Here is a 19530-nt window from a genome sequence, read left to right as displayed (position 1 = left end):
GAGGTGGATCAGTTGGTGACCTGCCGGTACGAGTACACGGTCGTCGACACCGCGCACACCCCGGGCTGGATCACCTCGGCGCGCAGGGCGCCGCTCTTCGCGTCGTAGTCCACGCCCTCGGTCTCGAAGGTGCCCGTGCACAGGCTGCGCTGCGGGATGGCGAACAGGGACTTCACCGCGCCGGTGATCGGCTGGCCGTCCAGCTTGCGGGGCAGGTCGACCTGGAGGAGCGGGTGGATCTCCGGGAAGAGCGAGCCGGTGGCGTCGTTGGAGGCGCACACCAGACGGGTGTCCGTGACGAAGTCACAGCCCTGGATGTCGCGTACCGGCTTGTCCAGGGTGATCTGCCAGGCCTCCTTCAGCTCCCCGCCGGTGGGCGGGGTGGACGGGTTGAGCAGCGGGGTGGGGAAGACCTGGAGGCGGTTCTGGTCGCCCCACTCGCCCGACACCATCCACTGCCCGTCCGGGGAGACGGTCGCGAAGGAGTTGTTCAGCTTCTCGCCCGGGTTGAGCTGATGGACGTACTCGTAGCGCTTCCCGGCCGGCGTGGTCACCGCGAACATCTTGGAGGTGGCGGTGTCCGGGCCCTGGTAGGCGTCGAAGACATGGCCCTCGGCGATGTCCGGGTCGCCGACGTGGTTCCAGCCCTTGATCCGCAGCGACAGGGGTATGTCGATGAGCCCCCGGTACAGCAGCGAGCCGTCGGCCCGGCTGGCCAGACCCTGTCCACCGCCCAGGGTGTCGGTGTACGCCGTGCCGGACTCCTCCCAGTGTGGGTCACCGGCCGCCGAGGCCGTGCCGACACCGAGCGCGAACGCACCGAACAGAGCCGCCAGACAGGTCAGTTGACGCTTCATCAGGCACCCTTCACATCGACGAATACGGGGTTGGAATAGAACCACGTATCGGCCCACGGGTCACCGTTGCCGGGATCGTGGACGACCGGCCCGTGCGGGTCGACCGCCGCGCCGAGGTACCCGGCGCCGTGCCGGCTGCCGTCGCTGCCGCGCAGCCGGACGTAGAAGGACTCGTCCCCGGCGACCAGCGGGATGTGCAGGGTGTACGTCCCCTTGCGGCCGCTGACGTCCCGTGTGTGGACGACCTTGGTGTCCGGCGCCCGCCAGCCGTCCCGGTCGGCGGCGGGGCCGCGCACCGCGCCCCGGATGACGTCCACATGCGCCAACTCGGGCAGGATTCCCAGCGGGTTGGGGCGGGAGGCGCTGGTCACCGTGACACTGAGGGTGAGCCGCTCGCCCTTGCGGACGCGGAGGCGGCCACCCAGGGTGACGCCCCGGCCGTGGTCGCAGTCCCGCTTCAGCCGGACCTCCAGACCGTCCAGCAGATGCCCGTGGTCCAGCCAGACCCGGCCCGCGCGCAGGCCCGCCATCACCGAGCGGTAGCCGTAGCGGGTCACGCCGACGTGGGTGCGGGAGAACTGGCCGGGCCAGAAGTCGCTGCCGGGCTGCGGGGTGCCGGTGTTCACCGGGTCGGGCAGCCGGCCGGTGTTGTCGAAGTTCTGCCCCGGCAGCCAGTCCCCGTTCTTCCAGGTGTCGAAGACGATCCGGTGGGCGTCGGAGTTGGTGGTGATGGAGAACAGGCGGCCCTCCGCCAGCATCGCGTCCCACAGCCCGCCGACGGTCGCCGTCGCCCAGTCGAAACCGCCGTAGGTGCGGTACGCGTCCGCCGGATACCCCGGCCAGGACTGCGCGGACGGCTGGTTCTCGTACTCGCCGCGGATGCTGTTGCTGCCGCGCCAGCCGGGGAGCGCGGCGCCCTGGGCGCCCGGTGCGCCCTCCATGCCGATCATGATCTCGGGGGCCGCGTCCCGCCAGCCCCGCAGCTCGTGCGGGGAGTCGATGCCCAGGCGCATGGGGTGGTTGGCGAGGACGAGGACGTCGTCGATGTATCCGGTGCGGCGCTGCTCGGCCAGCCACTGGATCGCCTTGAGGGCGTGTGCCTCGTTGCGGGCCGTGTCCGCGGCGCCGGTGGCGCCCTCGGTGTACCCGAGCAGCTTGCCGTCGTAGAGGCTCTCGAACCGGGTGAGCAGATCGACCTCGTGGCGGCCGGGAGCCGTGAAGACCGTGCAGTGCTCGGCGGCCGGGATGTACCACTCCAGGCCCTGGAAGATCAGCTGGCGCGGGTTCTCGGCGCGGGCCCGGAGGATCTCCTGGTGCTCCAGCGGGGCGCCGTACTTCGCGTGCCCGAAGTTGGAGTGCTCGGTGAACACCATCCAGTCCAGGCCGTACTCGGCGCCCGCTGCGGCGAGTTGGGAGAACGTGTACTTGGCGTCATGGCTGTACACGGTGTGGATGTGGTGGTCGCCTACGAGGTAGGCGAGCCGCGGGTCGTCACCGCCGAGGGGCTGCGCGGAGGCCGTCGCGGGTATGGCGGCCCCGAGGGCGAAGGCGGCGCCGAACAGGCCCGCGCCGCGCAGGAGTCCGCGCCGGGACAAGCCCTGCGGGTCGAGCGCCTCGGCGGATACGGACGGGTCGGCCCAGACGGGCAGCTGCTGGTCGTTCACGGAAGGTCGTCCCTTTCGCCGGGCGGTGCTGGGAGATGCGGGAGGTCAGTGGTTCATGAACGACGTGACGGGCAGCGCCCGTCCGACGATCCGGACGTCGCCGAGACGGCCGTAGAGGATCTGGTCGATCCGGCCGCCGTACTCGTAGCCGCCGAGCAGCCAGGGGAGGCCGACCGTGGTGAGGCCGACGGCGGGGGCGTGCGGGTTGCGGGCGACCGGGCAGCCCTGGACGTACATCGTGGTGTGGCTGCCGTCGTTGACGACGGCGAGGTGCCACCAGCGCTCGCGGGCCGTCTCGTCGCCCCAATTGGTGGCGATGCCCTGCTGGTTGAGCGGGCGTACGGCCCACTGCGGGCCGGGTCCGTCGGAGATCGAGAGCGTGGCGAGCGGCTCGTCGGGGTCGCCCTCGGTCTTCCCGGCCGCCCCGCCGGTGCCGGTACGACTGACCAGTCCGGCCCAGGCGTTGCGCGACGCGGTCCAGTCGGCGGGCAGCCAGTAGAACGCCTCGATGGTGTAACCGGCCTTGAAAGTCGCGGAGTTGAGCGGAGCGCCGTCGACCGTGCGGAGGTAGGCGCCCGTCAGCGGGGGCTTGCCGCCCCGGAAGTACACGCTGCCGTGCCCCGGTTGGTCGGGGTGGTGGGCGGTGGACCACGTCAGCGCGCCCTCGCCGACCGTGACCGGCGTCAGGTCGTTGCCGTTCCCGGACAGGTCGCGGACCGTGCCCGCGACCGGCGCGCCCTCCTCGTGCCCGTCGAACCGCCAGTAGGCGAGCGTCCCGCGCACCAGCATTTTGGACGCGGGCCGGGACGGCCGCTCGGGCACCGGCGCGAACCCGGCGAACCGCTCGGCGAAGTCGATGTCGACGGAGAAGCGGTCCGCGGCACCGGACAGCTCCATCTCCTGCCGCTCCAGCTCGTTGAGCCCCTTCGCGGCCCGGCCGAGGATCCACGGCGACAGCGTCTCGACGTCGATCGTGTTCCGGTCCAGGTCGAAATGGTAGAGACGGATCATCGCCGCGCCGCCGAAGTAACGGTTCTGGTAGTTCGTCAGATGCAGGTGGACGTCGTTCCCGGCGGCGTTCTCGCGGACCGCGCGGGCGGCGGGCCAGTAGTGGCCGTTGAGGGTGAGGAAGATCTGGTCGTGGTCCTTGACCAGCCTGTCCCACAGTTGCTGCCCGTAGGAGGACAACGCGTCGTCGCCGTGGACCAGTTCGTGCGTGGTGAGGATGACGGGCTTGGTGGGGTGCTGGGCGAGGACGTCCTTCGCCCAGGCGTAACCCTGGTCCGACAGCCGCCAGTCCAGGGCGAGCACGAGCCACTCGCGCCCGGCCGCCTTGAAGACGTGGAAGGTGTTGTAGCCGCCCGGGGAGGCCCCGCCGAAGGTCGGGCTGCCCTGGAAGCGGTCCGGTCCGAAGACGTCCAGGTACGGGGTCGTACCGCGCTGGTCGGTGGTGGAGGAGCGGACGTCGTGGTTGCCCGCCAGCACGCTGTAGCCGACCCCGCGGCGGTCCAGCAGCTCGAACGCCTCGCCGATCGCCTCGCATTCGGCCCGGGAGCCGTTCTCGGTCAGATCACCCAGGTGGGACAGGAAGACGACGTTGTCATCGCGCCCGTGCTCCAGCAGATAGCGCAACGACGCCTCGACCGGCGCCGCGTTGATGCTCGGCCCGTCGAAGAGGTACTGGGTATCGGGCATCACGGCCAGCGTGAAGCGACGGCTCTCGGTGTCGGGCCGCCACCCACGCCCGGCCGGGGCCGCTTCGGCGACGGCCGGGATCGTGACGGCGGTGGCCGCGGCGCCGATCAGCGCGGTGGCCCTGAGGAAGTTGCGTCGGCCGGCGTCGGCGCAGGCGGACTCCTGCCCAGGCTCGTGCGAGGTGCACACATCGTCTCCGGTGTGAGGGAAGTCGTGTTCGGGGATCAGCGGGCGGCGGGGTCGACGGGGACCGGGACAGCGATCAACCGGCGACGGTCGGCAGGGACTGGTTCAGCAGGGACCGGATCAGCAGGGAAAGGGGCAGCAGCCCCTCCGCGTCGACCTCGACGGGCGCCGCCCGCAGCCGCAGCCTGGGCGCGCAGACCTCCGTGCCGCGCGGTCCCCACGGTTCGTCGTCTTTCGTGGTCACCCGGAGCGTCACCCAGATCTCGCCCCCGCCGCGGGGCAGCGTGAACGGCAGCGGCATCGCGGCCGTCTCGCCGGGCCGCAGTTCGGGCAGCTCGGCCGGGGCGGTGAGCGTACGGCCGTCCGCGAGGGTCAGTTCCCAGCGGGCGGTGAGCCAGTCCAGGCCCCTGAAGCACCGGTGGTTCTGCACCACCAGGCCCTCGTGGCGGAACGATCGCAACCGCACCGGAGCGGTGAGCTCCCGGTGCTCGTACACGCGTCTGCCGTCTGTCACGCGCCGCACGATTCCGTGGCCCCAGAACCACCGGATGAAGCCGCCCTGAAGACCTGGCGTTGACTCGATGGCGGCCCAGTGATCGGCGAACGTGCCGTCGACCGCGCCGGGCGCGACTCGGGTGAGAGCCTGTAGGAGGCCAGGCGCCGACGCGATCGTGGCAGGAAAGGTGCAGACGTGAAACTGACGATTCTGGGCGGCGGCGGATTCCGGGTGCCGCTCGTGTACGGGGCGCTGCTGACGGACCGCCGCGAAGGACGCGTGACCCAGGTCGTCCTGCACGACCTGGACCCCCGACGGCTCTCCGCCGTGACGCGGGTACTGGCCGAGCAGGCCGCCGAGATTCCCGACGCGCCCGCGGTCACCGCCACCACCGACCTCGACGAGGCCCTGCGCGGCGCCGACTTCGTCTTCTCCGCGATCCGCGTCGGCGGCCTGGAGGGGCGCGCGAACGACGAGCGGGTGGCGCTCGCCGAGGGCGTCCTCGGCCAGGAGACGGTCGGTGCCGGTGGCATCGCCTACGGCCTGCGGACCGTCCCGGTGGCCGTGGACATCGCCCGGCGCGTGGCCCGGCTCGCGCCGGACGCATGGGTCATCAACTTCACCAACCCCGCGGGCCTGGTCACCGAGGCCATGTCCCGCCACCTGGGCAACCGCGTCATCGGCATCTGCGACTCACCGGTCGGCCTCGGCCGCCGTATCGCCCGCGTCCTCGGCGTGAAGAACCCGGCCGAGGCCTGGATCGACTACGTCGGTCTCAACCATCTCGGCTGGGTACGCGGACTGCGCGTCGCCGGCCGCGACGAACTCCCGCGGCTGCTCGCCGACCCCGCCCTGCTCGGTTCCTTCGAGGAGGGCAAGCTCTTCGGCGCCGAGTGGCTGCGCTCCCTCGGCGCGATCCCCAACGAGTACCTGCACTACTACTACTTCAACCGCGAGGCGGTCCGCGCCTACCAGGAGGCCGAGCAGACCCGCGGCGCCTTCCTGCGCGACCAACAGGCCCGGTTCTACGACGAGATGGCCGACCCGGGCGCGTCCGCCCTGCTCAGCTGGGACCGCACCCGCGCCGAGCGCGAGGCCACCTACATGGCGGAGAACCGGGAGACCGCGGGCGCCGGGGAGCGCGACGCCGACGACCTCTCGGGCGGCTACGAGAAGGTCGCCCTCGCCCTGATGCGGGCCATCGCCCGCGACGAGCGCACCACCCTGATCCTCAACGTCCGCAACCGGCACACCCTGTCCGTCCTCGACGACGACGCCGTCATCGAGGTGCCGTGTCTCGTCGACGCCAACGGCGCCCACCCCGTCGCCGTCGACCCGCTGCCCGGCCATGCCACCGGACTCGTCTGCTCGGTCAAGGCCGTCGAGCGCGAGGTCCTCGCCGCGGCCGAGTCCGGGTCCCGGGCGACGGCCGTGAAGGCGTTCGCGCTGCATCCGCTGGTCGACTCGGTGAACGTGGCCCGTCGGTTGGTCGAGGGGTATGCCGAGGTCCATCCGGGGCTGGCATATCTTAGGTAGTCACCCGCTTGGAAAGCGCTTTCCAATCCTCTTCTGGAGTCTTCCATGCACGACGAACGCCGACGGATCGAGGAGCGCGTAGAGCGCCTCCACAGCCAGCGCATCAAGCCCGCGATCTACGCGGCCACCGCGCCGCTCGCGGTCGAGTCCTGGCAGGCACCCGGCGAGCCGGTCCCCTTCGAGGAGGCGGCGGCCGCCTCCTACGCCCCCTTCGCGATGGACACCCCCTGGGGCCCGCCCTGGGGCACCACCTGGTTCCGGATGCGCGGTGAGGTGCCCGCCGAATGGGCGGGCCGGCGCGTGGAGGCGGTCATCGACCTCGGCTTCGTCGGGGACTGGCCCGGCAACCAGGCCGAGGCCCTGGTCCACCGCCCCGACGGCACCCCGCTCAAGGCGGTCAACCCGCTCAACCAGTACGTGCCGACCGCCAACCCCGCGATCGGCGGGGAGAGCGTCGACTACCTGGTCGAGGCGGCCTCCAACCCCGACATCCTCGCGAACGGCTTCGCGGGCCCCACCCCGCTCGGCGACGTCCGCACCGCGGGCGACCGGCCCCTCTACACCTTCCGCCGCGCCGACCTCGCCGTCCTCGACGAGGAGGTCTTCCATCTCGACCTCGACGTGCAGGTGCTGAGCGAACTGATGCGGGAGCTGGGCGAGCACGACCCGCGCCGGCACGAGATCGCGCACGCCCTGGACCGGGCGATGGACCTCCTCGACCTGGACGACGTCGCCGGCTCGGCCGCCGCGGTGCGCGAGGCCCTGCGGCCCGCGCTGACCAAGCCCGCGCACGCCAGCGCCCACATCATCTCCGGGGTCGGCCACGCCCATATCGACTCCGCCTGGCTCTGGCCCATCCGCGAGACCAAGCGCAAGACGTCGAGGACCTTCTCCAACGTCACCGCGCTCGCCGAGGAGTACGACGACTTCATCTTCGCCTGCTCGCAGGCCCAGCAGTACGAGTGGGTGCGCGATCACTACCCCAAGGTGTGGGCGCGTATCCAGGAGTCGGTGAAGAAGGGGCAGTGGGCGCCGGTCGGCGGCATGTGGGTGGAGGCCGACGGCAATCTGCCCGGCGGCGAGGCCGTGGCCCGCCAGTTCATCCACGGCAAGCGGTTCTTCATCGAGCACTTCGGCATCGAGACCAAGGGCGTCTGGCTCCCGGACTCCTTCGGCTACAACGCCGCCTACCCGCAGCTCGCCAAGCTCGCCGGGAACGAGTGGTTCCTGACCCAGAAGATCTCCTGGAACCAGACCAACAAGTTCCCCCACCACACCTTCTGGTGGGAGGGCATCGACGGCACCCGCATCTTCACCCACTTCCCGCCCATCGACACCTACAACGCCCGCTTCAGCGGCGAGGAGATGTCCCGAGCGGTCCGCAACTACGCCGAGAAGGGCGGCGCCACCCGCTCGCTGGCACCCTTCGGCTGGGGCGACGGCGGTGGCGGACCCACCCGCGAGATCATGGAACGGGCCCGCAGGCTGGCGGACCTGGAGGGCTCGCCGAAGGTCGTCGTGGAACACCCGGACGACTTCTTCGCCAAGGCCCGCGAGGAGTACCCGGACGCCCCCGTCTGGGTCGGCGAGCTCTACCTGGAGCTGCACCGCGCCACCTACACCACCCAGGCCCGCACCAAGCAGGGCAACCGGCGCAGCGAACACAAGCTGCGCGAGGCGGAGTTGTGGGCGACGACGGCCGCGCTGCACGCGCCGGGCTACGCCTACCCGTACGAGAAGCTCGACCGGCTGTGGAAGACGGTGCTGCTGCACCAGTTCCACGACATCCTGCCGGGTTCGTCCATCGCCTGGGTGCACCGCGAGGCGGAGGCCGAATACGCGCGGGTGGCGGGGGAGTTGGAGGCCCTGATTGGCGAGGCGCTCCAGGCGCTCGGCGCGGGGGAGACCCGGGCGTCGGGGGCAGCGGAGACCCGGGCCCTCAACACCAGCCCCTTCGAGCGCCGCGAGGTGGTGCGCGGCAGGGACGGCGACCCCCGGTTGGTGCACGTGCCCGCGAGCGGCAGCGCCCCCCTCGCCGAAGCCGCACCGGACCACCCCGTCACCGTCGAGGACCGCGCCCTCGACAACGGCCTCGTCCGGGTCGAGCTGGCCGAGGACGGCACCCTGTCCTCCGTCCACGACCACCGCGCCCGCCGCGAAGTCCTCGCCGGCCAGGGCAACTTGCTCCGCCTCCACACCGACCTGCCCAACTGCTGGGACGCCTGGGACGTGGACAAGCACTACCGCAACCGGTACACGGACCTGCTGGACGCCTCGGAGATCACCGTCGTCGACCGGGACCCGCTGCTGGGCTCGATCCGGGTCGTGCGCTCGTTCGGCAACGGCTCGAAGATCACCCAGACCGTCACCCTGCGCGCCGACAGCCCCCGGATCGACTTCGAGACCGAGATCGACTGGCACGAGACGGAGAAGTTCCTCAAGGCGGGCTTCCCCATCGACATCCGTGCCCCGCACTCCTCCGCCGAGATCCAGTTCGGCCACGTCCAGCGGCCCACGCACACCAACACCACGTGGGAAGCCGCCCGTTTCGAGGTCTCCGGCCATCGCTGGGTGCACCTCGGCGAACCCGGCTACGGCGTCGCCGTCATCAATGACTCCACCTACGGCCACGACATCTCCCGCACGGTCCGCGAGGACGGCGGGACGACCACCACGGTCCGGCTCAGCCTGGTCCGCGCCCCGCGCGTCCCCGACCCCGAGGCCGACCAGGGCAAGCACCGGTTCACCTACGCCCTGCTCCCCGGCGCCACCATCGAGGACGCGGTCGCCGAGGGCTACGCCCTCAACCTGCCCCTGCGACTGGCGGACACGGCGGCGGCACCCGAGCCCGTGATCTCCGTCGACGGCAAGGGCGTGACCGTCGAGGCGATCAAGCTCGCCGACGACCGCTCCGGCGATGTCGTCGTACGGCTCTACGAGTCCCGCGGCGGCCGCGCCCAGGGCACCCTGCGCACCGGATTCCCCCTGACCGGCGCCCACGTCACGGATCTGCTCGAACGCCCCCTGTCCGACGCGGAGATCACCGACGACGCCGTACGGATCGAGCTCCGCCCGTTCCAGATCCTGACCCTCCGCCTGGCGAGGGGCTAGCCGTGCCGAGCCTACCGGGGGTCCGGACGGTCCTGATGGTTCAGAGGTTGTCCCGGAAACTCCCATGAAGATTTAAGGAAGCGGTAAAGCGCCAGGTCACGCCCGGAATGAGAGCCTCCGTGACCCTGGCGCTTTGCCTGATGGACACCTCCGGTTCGCCTTCTGCCTCTGGGATGCGGGGCGAAGGCGTAAGAGAAGGGTGTGACGGTGCGAGACTCGCGTAAGTCTGTGATCGGCAAGGGCCTCAGGCGTCGGGGCAGGCTGATGATCCAGGCGGTGAGCCCGCCCCGCCGCACGCTGAACGCCATCCCGGCCCCCCGGACCGAGGCCGCGCCCACGGAGTCGTCCTACGTCGCCCCGCGCGCCCCGCGCCTGGTGGACTCCCCGGTGTTCGTGCTCTCCTCGGTGCGCTCCGGCTCGACCCTGCTGCGGGTCCTGCTCAACAGTCACAGCCGGATCCGCGCCCCGCACGAGATGCATCTGCGCACCGTCCACGTCCAGCTGACCCGCAGCTTCACCGCGGACGCGATGAAGGCGCTGGAGCTGGACAAGACCGAGCTGGAACACCTGCTGTGGGACCGGGTGATGCACCTGGAGCTGACCCGCAGCGGCAAGGACGTCATCGTCGACAAGACGCCGCCGAACACCCTCATCTGGCCCCGGCTGCACCGATGTTGGCCCGAGGCCCGCTACATCCTGCTGCTGCGCCACCCCGGCGCGATCATCGCCTCCCTCACCGAGCGCCGTCAGGACCCCGACCACGCGGAGATCCTGGCGGAGGTGCTCAACTACTCCGAGAAGCTGGAGGAGGCCCGCCAGACCCTGAACGTCCACGTGGTCACGTACGAGGACCTGACCGCGGAGCCGGAGAAGGCCACCCGCGCGCTGTGCGAGTACCTCGGCGTCGAGTGGGAGAGCGGCATGCTCGACTACGGCAGCAAGGACCACGGCAGGTTCCGCCCCCAGCTCGGTGACTGGAGCAGCACCATCAAGTCGGGCCGCATCCAGGCCGCCCGAACCGCCGACCCCACGGTCGAACTGCCGCCGCGGCTGAGGGAGATCGCGACGGCGTGGGGGTACGAGGTCTGAGGCCCGTTGGCTGGGCTTCAAGCACCCCCACGCCGCCGAGCGTCAGCCGGTGAAGCCGGCCGTGATCGAGGTGAACTGCCAGTTGTTCTGGCTGATGCCGGAGCAGTTGCTCACCACGCCCCCGCCGGGGCACGGCCGGTCGCGGTTGACCGACCAGAAGGCGAGCCGCGCGATGTGGTGGGAGTTCGCCCAGTCGCGGATCTGCGTCCAGGTGGCCGGCGAGGTGAGCTCCTGCTGGTCGCTCAGCCCGTTCATGCCGGAGATCCCGATGTGGGCGTAGGCGGTCGCGTCGCTCCACCCGAAGGCGGACTTCAGCTTGTTCTTCAGCCCCTCGGTCGCGTTCACGGTGTTGCCGTACATGTCGGCGCCGCCGCCGAAGTCGAACGGCATGATCGTGAACACGTCGATGTTGGCGTTCAGCGCCTTGGCCTGGTCGATGAGCCGGTTGCCCCAGTAGGTCGGGCCGGTGGTCGACGTACCGAAGGTGATGATCGTGCGCAGGCCCGGGTTGTTGGCCTTGACGATCCTCAGGGCGTTGAGGATGCGGTCCTGCACGACCGCGTTCTCGAATTCGTCGGTGTTCTCGATGTCGACGTCGATGGCCTTGAGGCCGTAGGCGTCGATCACCCGCTGGTAGGCACCGGCCAGCGCCTCCGCGGTGGAGCAGTTCGGCCCGAGCTTGTTGCCGCTCCAGCCGCCGATCGAGGGCACGATGTCACCGCCCGCCGAACGGATCGAGTTGATGACGGACTGGTCGTTGCCGCCGGTCAGCGGACGGTTGCCGTCCCACGCGGGGTTGCAGCCGCCGGAGGAGAGGATGAACGCCATCGTGTACCACTTGATGCCGGTCGCGCTCATCACCGAGGTCGCGCTCGGCGGGTCGCCCCAGCCCAGGTACAGATAGGGCGCGGCCTGCTTGAAGCCGCCGGGGTCGCCGCCGCCCGGATCCGTGGTCACGGAGACCGCGTTGGAGGCGGGCGAGGTGTTCCCGGCCGCGTCCCGGGCCCGCACGGTGAAGGTGTGGGCGGTGCTGGGCGACAGCCCGCTCACCGTGGCGCTCGTACCGGACACGCTGAGCACCTGGTTCGACCCGCTGTAGATGTCGTACGAGGTGACGCCCACGTTGTCCGTCGAGGCGTTCCACGCCAGCGAGACGCTGGAGGACGTCTTGCCGGTGGAGCGGAGGTTGCCCGGCGCGGTCGGCGCCTGGGTGTCCGAGCCGCCTCCCGGACCGTCGAGGCTGATGTCGTCGGCGTGGTAGGTGCCCTGCGCGTACCAGCCGTGCGTGTAAACGGTGGCCGAGGTCTGCGAGGCGCCGGTCGTGAAGGACACGCTGAGCTTGCTGTACGCCGACGGCGAGGTGGTCCAGGTGGAGGCGCCGCTGTCCACGCCGAGGTAGACATAGCTGCCGCGCACCCAGCCGCTGAGTGTGTAGGCGGTGTTCGGCTGGACCCGCACGGTCTGGGTGCACTTGGCGATGTCGCTCGAACTCACCGCGCCCTGAAGGGCCCTGGAGCCGCTGTGCACGGGGGAGGAGACGACCGAGCCGAGGTTCCCGGTGCAGGACCACGGGGAGAGGGCGCCGGACTCGAAGCCCGGGTTGGACAGGATGTTGGCCGCGTGGGCCGTGCCGGGCAGGGCGACCGCTCCGGTGAGCGCGAGGGCCGCCGAGCCGAGCAGCGCGAGAAGGCGACGTCTGGAACGTCCGAACAGTGAGGTGCGCACGCGAACTCCCTCAAGAAGTGGGGATGGTTCGGGAGGTGGTGCAGAAGAGAGTGCGCAACCAAATTGGTATGGACCAACCGACCTGTCAAGAAGCTGTGCGGTAATTGGTCCATACCGGTGAGCGGCTACAGTGGCAGCGCCTGACCCGCCCTCGCCTCAAGGGAGTTGACGGGCGCGGGCACGGCCGGGAGTGCCTGCTGGGGCTCTTCCAGCCGCTGCTGGGGCAGGGACACGCCACGCAGTGGCCGAGGCCCGGAGACGACCGTGTAGTCCTGGCCGAGGAACGGCGGAGCGATCTCGCCCGGGTCCTCGCCGAGCGCCAACTGAACAGCCGCCCACGGTGCGTTGACCCCGCACAGCGACAGCTGGTGCAGCCCGCCCGCCGGACGCGTGTTGACGTCCATCAGCACCGGCCGGTCCCCGAACATCCGGAACTGGATGTTCGACAAGTAGTGCAGCCCGAACCCTTCCGCGATGGCCCGCGCGGGCTCCAGCCACTGCTCGTGCAGCGTGAATCCGCGCCGCCGGCCGTTCTTGGTGCGGCCCACCGCCATCCGGATCCGGTTGTCCGGGCCGGTCAGACAGTCCACCGACACCTCCGGCTGCTCCAGCCGCGGCATCACCAGCCAGTCGACCTCCTCCTCGGACTGCGCCAGCGCGTCCAGCACCAGGTCCAGCGGGACATACGGGCTGGGGAAGCCGCTGAGGTGCATCATCGAGAAGGGGGCGCGCGTGATCACGCGGAAGCCCACGCCGCCGGCCCCGTAGGCGGGCTTGAAGCAGGCCTTGTGACCGCCCGCCTCCAGCTCCTCCACCGCAGCGACCAGTTCCTCGGCGCCCCGCACCCGCCACCACGGCGGCACCGGCACCCCGATCGCCTGCACCGCCTCGTAGGCGATCACCTTGTCGTGGAAGACGGCGACGGCCTCCGGCGGCGGCGCCAGCAGCGCGGTGCCGGCCGCCTCGAACTCCGCGCGGTGCGCGACCACCGCCGACTGGTGCAGCCGCGGCACGAACACATCGATGCCCCGCCGGACGCACTGGTCGAGGGCGTACTCCACATACCCGGCCGGGGACAGGCCCTCCGGCTCCAGATCGGCGGTGTCGGCGGCGGCCAGCACGGGTGAGTCGGCGTCCCCGTGCGTCGCATGGATCTCCACCGCGCGATCGCTGGGATTTCGGCGGAGCTGATCCATGAAGAACACGTTCTCCGCGTACGTGCGGTTGAGCCAGACGCGTACGCGAGAGACCATGCAGGCCGCCTTTCACGGTTCGCGGGCACGGCGAAGCAGGCCGTGCCCGGCCAGGGAGGTTGGAGGGACACCAAACCGCCCCGTGCGAAGGGAAGTTCCTGGCGGTGGTGTTGGGGCGATCATACGGCTTGCCGGAGGCCCCGCGTGCAACATGCGTGTTACGGATTTTCCGATCATGAGCGGGTGGATCAAGGGACCCCGTAGTCGAGCCGCGACACGACAGGCCGTGGGCGTGAACCCGCCTTGTCCCAGAACCGCGAATGTGTTCTCGTGGTGCTTTCCACGTGACGAGGGGGACGAGACGTGGCGTTATCGGCCGGGGGTGCCGGACGGCTGTTGGCCATCAGTGACCTGCACATCGGCTACGAGGAGAACCGCGCGCTGGTCGAGAAGTTGCGGCCGGAGAGCGACGACGACTGGCTGGTGGTCGCCGGCGACGTCGCGGAGACCGTGGCTGACATCCGATGGGCCCTGCAAACGCTCTCCGGGCGCTTCAGCAAGGTCATCTGGGCGCCGGGCAACCACGAGTTGTGGACCCACCCGAAGGACGCGGTCACCCTGCGTGGCGTCCCCCGCTACGAGTACCTGGTCGCCCTGTGCCGGGAACTCGGCGTGACCACTCCCGAGGACCCCTACCCGGTCTGGGACGGCCCCGGCGGCCCCGTCGTCGTCGCCCCGCTGTTCCTGCTCTACGACTACTCCTTCCTTCCGCAGGGCTGCGTGACCAAGGAGGAGGGGCTGCGCTACGCCCAGGGCACCGGCATCGTCTGCAACGACGAGTACCTGCTGCACCCCGACCCCTACCCGACCCGCGAGGCCTGGTGCCGGGCCCGGGTCGCCCTGACCGAGCGCCGCCTCGCCGAGCTCCCCGGCGAACTGCCCACGGTCCTGGTCAACCACTACCCGCTGGACCGGCACCCGATGGAGATCCTCTGGCACCCCGAATTCGCCATGTGGTGCGGCACCGAGCAGACCGCGGACTGGCACCGCAGGTTCCGGGTGGAGACCATGGTCTACGGCCACCTGCACATCCCGCGGACCACCTTCCACGACGGGGTCCGCTTCGAGGAGGTGTCGGTTGGCTACCCGCGCGAGTGGCGCAAGCGCCCGGAACCCCCGGGACGGCTGCGCCGCATACTGCCCAGGGAGGTCGGGGGTCCGTGATCGAGGAGCTGCTGCCGGACTCGGTGGTGACCGTGGAGGCGTACGGCGAGGAGGACGCCTCGCCCGCGGTCCTGTATCCCGAGGAGGCGGCCGTCGTGGCGCGGGCGGTGGACAAACGCCGCCGGGAGTTCGCCGCCGTACGGGTCTGCGCCCGCCGGGCCATGGAGAAGCTCGGCGTGCCCGCGCAGCCGCTGCTGCCCGGCGACCGGGGCGCCCCGCGCTGGCCGGACGGCCTGGCCGGCAGCATGACCCACTGCGACGGCTACTGCGCCGCCGCCCTGGTCCGCGCCGCCGACCTGGCCTCCCTCGGCATCGACGCCGAACCCGACGAACCGCTCCCCGACGGAGTGCTGGCCGCCGTGTCCCTGCCCGGCGAGGCCCAACGGATCCGCCGGCTCACCCTGGACCACCCGGGGATCCACTGGGACCGCCTGCTGTTCAGCGCCAAGGAATCCGTCTACAAGGCGTGGTTCCCCCTCACCGGGCAGTGGCTGGACTTCTCCGAGGCCGACATCCACCTGTCCGCCCACCCGAGCGGCCACCCCGGCGGCACCTTCACCGCCACCCTCCTCGTCCCCGGCCCCCTGGTCCGCGGCCACCGAGTCGACGTCTTCGAGGGCCGCTGGACCGTGGAACGCGGCCTGGTCGCTACGGCGGTCACTGTGCCGTACACCTGAGCCGTTCCGTCAGGGCTCAGGACTCACGGCTCCGGGCACCAGCTCTGGAGCAGGCGGAAGAACTCCTCCTCGTTGCCGGTGAGGCCCGCGGCGGCCAGGGCCTGTTCCGCCTCGGCGAGCACTCCGGGCGGGACCACGGGTGGTCGTCCCTCGCCGGGCGGGCCGCCGGCGACGTCGAAGGCGGCCCGCACGGTGTGCAGCAGCCGTAGATACGCCTGCACGGCGATGCGTTCGCGGTCGGTCAGTACGGCGGTGGGCATCGGTCGGCTCTCCCCGAAGTCGGCGTCGTCTTACCCGCCCCGCAAATGAGGGCGCACCACCAGCTTGCCGCCCACCACTGACAATCGGGTCCGGCCACTCGCCGGTTCGCCCACTCAGCGCAGCCCGGAGGGGGTGCGACGAGCGCTCAGCCCTGCGGGCCGCGGTAGCCCAGCGAGGCCTCGATCCGGCCCGCCAGATGGTCCTTCTGGACCGGGCCGCGCAGCGACGAACCCGCGAGCCAGGTCCGGCACTTGCTGGCCAGCAGCAGCCCGAAGCTCTCCGCCTCCTGCTCGTCGGACAGATCGAAGCGGCTGCGCGCGGCCACCTGCCGCACCGTCGCCTCCAGCTGGGCGTCGTCCTGGAGCAGCCGGGCCGCGACCGCGGCACCGTCGACGTGATGACCGCTGTGCCCGGCCTTCATGTGCCACAGCTCATGACCGAGGATCACCAACTGGTGGTCGGGCGCGGTGCGTTCCTCGATGACGACGAGGTCCTGGTCGGCCATGTCGAGCCACAGCCCGCTCGCGGTGTCGGCCGGGAAGGCGGCCATCCGGAACCGGACCGGGCGGCCACGGCGTCTGGCCATCGCCTCGCACAGCGCGCCGTACAGGTCCGCCGGGCGCGCCGGAGCGGGGAGCTCCAGCTCGCCGACCAGTTCGCCGCACAGGCGGTGCATGTCCCTACGGATGCCCACAGTTCTCCCCCGGGTCACGACTCGGGCCGCTGGACGCTCTCCAGGAGCATGTCCAGCCATTCGGCGACCTTGTCGCGATGCTGGTCGGTGGGCAGTTGCGCGGCCCGCCAGGCGATCCCGCGCACGCCGTGGTCCTGAAGCAGCCGCTCCAGCGGATCCTCGGCGGCCGCGGCCGCCTCCCGCTCGGCGAGCTGCTGGAGGAGCTCCTGTTCCGTGCGCTGGAGGGCGCCCGCGAGCGCCTCGGGGTCCTCCGCGGTGAGGAATCCCGCGTGCACCCGGAAGAAGCGCTGGAGGGCGTCGCAGTGCTCCATCGTGGGGCGCCGGTCGCCGTTGATCAGGGCGCCCGCCTGCTGGCGTGACATGCCCGCGCCGTCGGCGATCTCCTGCTGGGTGTACTTGCGGCCGTTGGGCTTGAGCCGGGTGCGGCGCAGCAGGTCCAGGCGTTGCAGAAAGCGGGCCTGGACATCCGGTTCGCCCGCGCGGTGGCCGCTGAGCAGCGCCTTGACCACGGGCTCGGGCACGCCGGAGGCGACGGACAGCCTGCCGCTGTGGAAGACCTCGGTGTGCCGCACGTCCAGCCGGTCGGCGAGCGCGCTCACCCGAACGACGACGGCCGGCAAAGCCGCCGTACCCGTGGCGCCCGGACCCTCGAAGCCACCCGTCACCGACAGAACTCCTACGTCTCTCACCGTCTTCTCACCAGCGGTCGCGTGTGAACTTCCCGGAGAGTAGCGGGTGGTTCGAACTCACATCCAGGTCTCGCCACAACTGTGGCCAATTTCAGCCGTCAACCGGCATGAAATGCCACGATAGTTGACACCGTGAGCATCTGGGCCGCAGGATCGGGGCGCCGCGTCAAGGCCGCACAGGCAAGAGGGGTGACCTCCCGATGGCATATCAGGCAGGAGGGCAGCGATCGGCACCGCGGCCCGTCCCCGAGAATCCCGAGGCCCAGGCCTATCTCCAGGACTACGCCACGCTTCTGGAAGCCGTGTCCTTCCCCTCCGTGGTGCTCGACCACCGCTGGGACGTCGTGTTGGCCAACACCGCTTTCGCGTCACTTTTCCGCGGCGTGGACCCGCATCCCACGGCCATGCCCGGCGAGAACTTCCTGCGGTTCGTGCTGTTCCACCCCGACGCCGGCACCGTCCTCGGTGACCATGAGTCCAGCTGGTGCCTGCCGATGCTGGCGAACTTCGCGGCCGCCGTGGAGCGGCACGGTCACGACCACGGACTCCAGGCCATCCGCCGGGACATCGCCCAGGACCCGATCATGGAGGCCGCCTACCGGCACGGCCTGCCGCTGTGGATCCGCACGGTCGGCGAACAGGCCCTCGCCCACGACGGCGCCGTACGGCCGCTGCTCCACCCGGACCCGCGCTGGGGCGCCACCGACTGCCGGATCGTCGACGAGACCCCCGGCGTCCTCAAGGACATGGGCTACACGCGGATGACGCTCGTCCTGCGCGACACGCGCCGCGCGACGCCCCCCGCGCGCCGGGCCGGACGTCCGCGCCGCACGGCGGCCCACCTGAGCGTGGTGCCCGTCCCCGAGGTCTGACGGGCACCGTCGGCGTTCAGGTCGCCGACGGCGCCTGGTCAGGACTCGGCATCTTGTGAGAGTCGGCTGGACCCCGCGGCTTCGCTCAGCCCGCGAACTCCCGCATCCACGCCTCCACTTCGGCTGCCGAGCGCGGCAGCGCCGCCGACAGGTTCTCGTGACCGTCGGCGGTGACGAGGAGGTCGTCCTCGATGCGCACCCCGATGCCCCGCCACTGCTCGGGCACGGTCAGATCGTCGGGCTGGAAGTACAGTCCGGGCTCGACGGTGAGCACCATGCCGGGCTCCAGCACGCCGTCCACGTAGTCCGCGTTGCGCGCCTGGGCGCAGTCGTGGACGTCCAGGCCCAGCATGTGCCCGGTGCCCGCCATGGTGAACCGCCGTTGCAGGCCCAGCTCGTAGGCCCGCTCGGCGGGGCCCTCGATGAAGCCCCAGGCCACCAGCCGCTCGGTGAGCGAGCGTTGGGCCGCCTCATGGAAGTCGCGGTAGTGCGCGCCCGGCTTGACGGCCGCCATGCCCGCCTCCTGGGCCTCGAACACGGCGTCGTAGACCTTCCGTTGGAGGGGGTTGAAGGTGCCGTTGATCGGGAGGGTGCGGGTGACGTCCGCGGTGTAGAGGGTGCGGGTCTCGACGCCCGCGTCCAGCAGCAGGAGTTCGCCCGGCCGGACGGGGCCGTCGTTGTCCTGCCAGTGCATGATCGTGGCGTGCTCCCCGGCGGCGCAGATCGAGCCGTAGCCGACGTCGTTGCCGTCGACCCGGGCGCGGCGGAAGAAGGTGCCCTCGATCCAGCGCTCCGAGGTGGCGACGGCCTGCGACAACTCCCGTACGACATCGGTGAAGCCGCGGACCGTGGCGTCGACGGCGCGGCGCAGCTCGCCGATCTCCCAGTCGTCCTTGACCAGCCGCAGCCCGGACACCGCCTCCTCCAGGGCGTCGTCGCGCGCCTCGTCGGTGTCGACGACCGCCTCCAGCGCCGGGTCGACGCCGCGGACGATCCGGGTGGGCGCGGGGGAGGAGTGGGTGAGGTCCTCGGCGACAGTGCGGATGTCACGGCAGGGCAGGCCCAGCACGAGCTCCGACTCGGCGAGCGTACGGCGGCGGCCCATCCACAGTTCGGCGGTGTAGCCGGCCCAGAACTCGTCGCTGTCCCGGCTGTCGCGGGGGAGTTGGTAGCAGTGCGCGTCATGGCCGCCGTCGGGGCGCGGCTCCAGCACCAGGGCGCCGTCCCGGGCTTGGTCGCCCGTCAGATGCACATAGCCGGAGTACGGGCGGAACGGATAGTGCGTGTCGTTGGAGCGGGTCCGCAGGCCGCCCGAGGGCACGATCAGCCGCTCGCCCGGGAACAGCGCCGAGAGGGCGGCGCGGCGGCGGGCCGCGTAGGTCGACTGCTCGGCGGGGAGCAGATCCCTGCGCTCGGTGTCGGCCCAGCCCGTGCGCATCAGTGCGGAGAGTTCCTCGGAGATCCCTCGGTACAGACCGTTCTTTCGGCCCTTCGCCACGTCGGGCACCTCTTCCGTGTGGTTGGTGTTCCGTTGACGTTCCCAGCAAGAGAAGTATGTGAC

The 19530-nt window shown here is 71.0% G+C and carries 15 protein-coding genes and 1 pseudogene; 6 read left to right on the top strand and 10 right to left on the bottom strand.

All coding sequences use genetic code 11. The features are described 5' to 3' along the window. Positions 1-8 precede the first annotated feature (8 nt). The 4 genes and pseudogenes from BN159_RS08625 to BN159_RS46975 all read right to left on the bottom strand — a co-directional run. On the bottom strand, positions 9-857 hold the full coding sequence (locus BN159_RS08625; RefSeq protein WP_015656554.1) for a hypothetical protein: 849 nt from the start codon (positions 855-857) through the stop codon (positions 9-11). Continuing rightward, entirely contained in the window at positions 857-2521 is a 1665-nt protein-coding gene (locus BN159_RS08620; protein WP_015656553.1) for a PHP domain-containing protein, read from the bottom strand. The genes BN159_RS08625 and BN159_RS08620 overlap by 1 nt, the downstream gene beginning before the upstream one ends. Before the next feature lie 45 nt (positions 2522-2566). Next, the gene (locus BN159_RS08615) at positions 2567-4405 is read right to left on the bottom strand and encodes a LamG-like jellyroll fold domain-containing protein (RefSeq protein ID WP_015656552.1); all 1839 of its coding nucleotides are present in this window, start codon (positions 4403-4405) and stop codon (positions 2567-2569) included. A 118-nt stretch (positions 4406-4523) separates the two neighbouring features. Further along, positions 4524-5054: pseudogene (locus BN159_RS46975) on the bottom strand (DUF4981 domain-containing protein); the annotation flags it as partial. 39 nt (positions 5055-5093) lie between these two features. Here BN159_RS46975 and BN159_RS08605 point away from each other — a divergent pair. From BN159_RS08605 to BN159_RS08595, 3 genes are all read left to right on the top strand, one after another. After that, on the top strand, positions 5094-6434 hold the full coding sequence (locus BN159_RS08605) for a 6-phospho-beta-glucosidase (protein ID WP_015656550.1): 1341 nt from the start codon (positions 5094-5096) through the stop codon (positions 6432-6434). Between the two features lie 45 nt (positions 6435-6479). Next, a complete protein-coding gene (locus BN159_RS08600) occupies positions 6480-9545 on the top strand; it encodes an alpha-mannosidase (protein WP_015656549.1) in 3066 nt (1021 codons plus the stop codon). Positions 9546-9752: 207 nt separating this feature from the next. Then, positions 9753-10634, top strand: coding sequence for a sulfotransferase family protein (locus tag BN159_RS08595; protein WP_015656548.1), 882 nt, complete (start codon positions 9753-9755; stop codon positions 10632-10634). A 42-nt stretch (positions 10635-10676) separates the two neighbouring features. Here the strand turns inward: BN159_RS08595 and BN159_RS08590 are convergent, their stop codons facing one another. Both BN159_RS08590 and BN159_RS08585 read right to left on the bottom strand, forming a co-directional pair. After that, positions 10677-12359: a carbohydrate binding domain-containing protein gene (locus BN159_RS08590; RefSeq protein ID WP_015656547.1), complete on the bottom strand. Its 1683-nt coding sequence runs from the start codon at positions 12357-12359 to the stop codon at positions 10677-10679. Between the two features lie 125 nt (positions 12360-12484). Further along, entirely contained in the window at positions 12485-13612 is a 1128-nt protein-coding gene (locus BN159_RS08585; protein ID WP_015656546.1) for an ATP-grasp domain-containing protein, read from the bottom strand. Positions 13613-13915: 303 nt separating this feature from the next. Here BN159_RS08585 and BN159_RS08580 point away from each other — a divergent pair, with 303 nt between their 5' ends. Beyond that, positions 13916-14776, top strand: a complete 861-nt coding sequence (locus BN159_RS08580) for a metallophosphoesterase family protein (protein WP_015656545.1) — start codon at positions 13916-13918, stop codon at positions 14774-14776. Next, positions 14773-15453, top strand: coding sequence for a 4'-phosphopantetheinyl transferase family protein (locus BN159_RS08575; RefSeq protein WP_015656544.1), 681 nt, complete (start codon positions 14773-14775; stop codon positions 15451-15453). The genes BN159_RS08580 and BN159_RS08575 overlap by 4 nt, the downstream gene beginning before the upstream one ends. A gap of 23 nt (positions 15454-15476) precedes the next feature. Here BN159_RS08575 and BN159_RS08570 read toward each other — a convergent pair whose 3' ends face one another. The 3 genes from BN159_RS08570 to BN159_RS08560 form a co-directional block, all read right to left on the bottom strand. Next, positions 15477-15713 (bottom strand): hypothetical protein, encoded by a 237-nt coding sequence (locus tag BN159_RS08570; RefSeq protein ID WP_015656543.1) that lies wholly within the window; start codon positions 15711-15713, stop codon positions 15477-15479. A gap of 146 nt (positions 15714-15859) precedes the next feature. Further along, positions 15860-16390, bottom strand: a complete 531-nt coding sequence (locus tag BN159_RS08565; protein ID WP_041818979.1) for a hypothetical protein — start codon at positions 16388-16390, stop codon at positions 15860-15862. Positions 16391-16422: 32 nt separating this feature from the next. After that, positions 16423-17073 (bottom strand): helix-turn-helix domain-containing protein, encoded by a 651-nt coding sequence (locus BN159_RS08560; RefSeq protein ID WP_015656541.1) that lies wholly within the window; start codon positions 17071-17073, stop codon positions 16423-16425. A gap of 224 nt (positions 17074-17297) precedes the next feature. Between BN159_RS08560 and BN159_RS08555 the strand changes: the two genes are divergently transcribed. Next, the gene (locus BN159_RS08555; protein ID WP_015656540.1) at positions 17298-17969 is read left to right on the top strand and encodes an MmyB family transcriptional regulator; all 672 of its coding nucleotides are present in this window, start codon (positions 17298-17300) and stop codon (positions 17967-17969) included. A gap of 85 nt (positions 17970-18054) precedes the next feature. Here the strand turns inward: BN159_RS08555 and BN159_RS08550 are convergent, their stop codons facing one another. Continuing rightward, the gene (locus BN159_RS08550; RefSeq protein ID WP_015656539.1) at positions 18055-19467 is read right to left on the bottom strand and encodes an aminopeptidase P family protein; all 1413 of its coding nucleotides are present in this window, start codon (positions 19465-19467) and stop codon (positions 18055-18057) included. Positions 19468-19530 lie beyond the last annotated feature (63 nt).

This window comes from Streptomyces davaonensis JCM 4913, from assembly GCF_000349325.1.
GTDB lineage: Bacteria > Actinomycetota > Actinomycetes > Streptomycetales > Streptomycetaceae > Streptomyces > Streptomyces davaonensis.
Note: the sequence above shows the minus strand (reverse complement) of the source record. Positions and strands in the feature narration are given on the sequence as shown.

What these genes read in the sequence shown, in the direction of transcription:
- BN159_RS08625 (WP_015656554.1), bottom strand. Translation starts at nt 857, where the DNA reads ATGAAGCGTCAACTGACCTGTCTGGCGGCTCTGTTCGGTGCGTTCGCG.
- BN159_RS08600 (WP_015656549.1), top strand. Translation starts at nt 6,480, where the DNA reads ATGCACGACGAACGCCGACGGATCGAGGAGCGCGTAGAGCGCCTCCAC.
- BN159_RS08585 (WP_015656546.1), bottom strand. Translation starts at nt 13,612, where the DNA reads ATGGTCTCTCGCGTACGCGTCTGGCTCAACCGCACGTACGCGGAGAAC.
- BN159_RS08570 (WP_015656543.1), bottom strand. Translation starts at nt 15,713, where the DNA reads ATGCCCACCGCCGTACTGACCGACCGCGAACGCATCGCCGTGCAGGCG.
- BN159_RS08565 (WP_041818979.1), bottom strand. Translation starts at nt 16,390, where the DNA reads ATGCACCGCCTGTGCGGCGAACTGGTCGGCGAGCTGGAGCTCCCCGCT.
- BN159_RS08555 (WP_015656540.1), top strand. Translation starts at nt 17,298, where the DNA reads ATGGCATATCAGGCAGGAGGGCAGCGATCGGCACCGCGGCCCGTCCCC.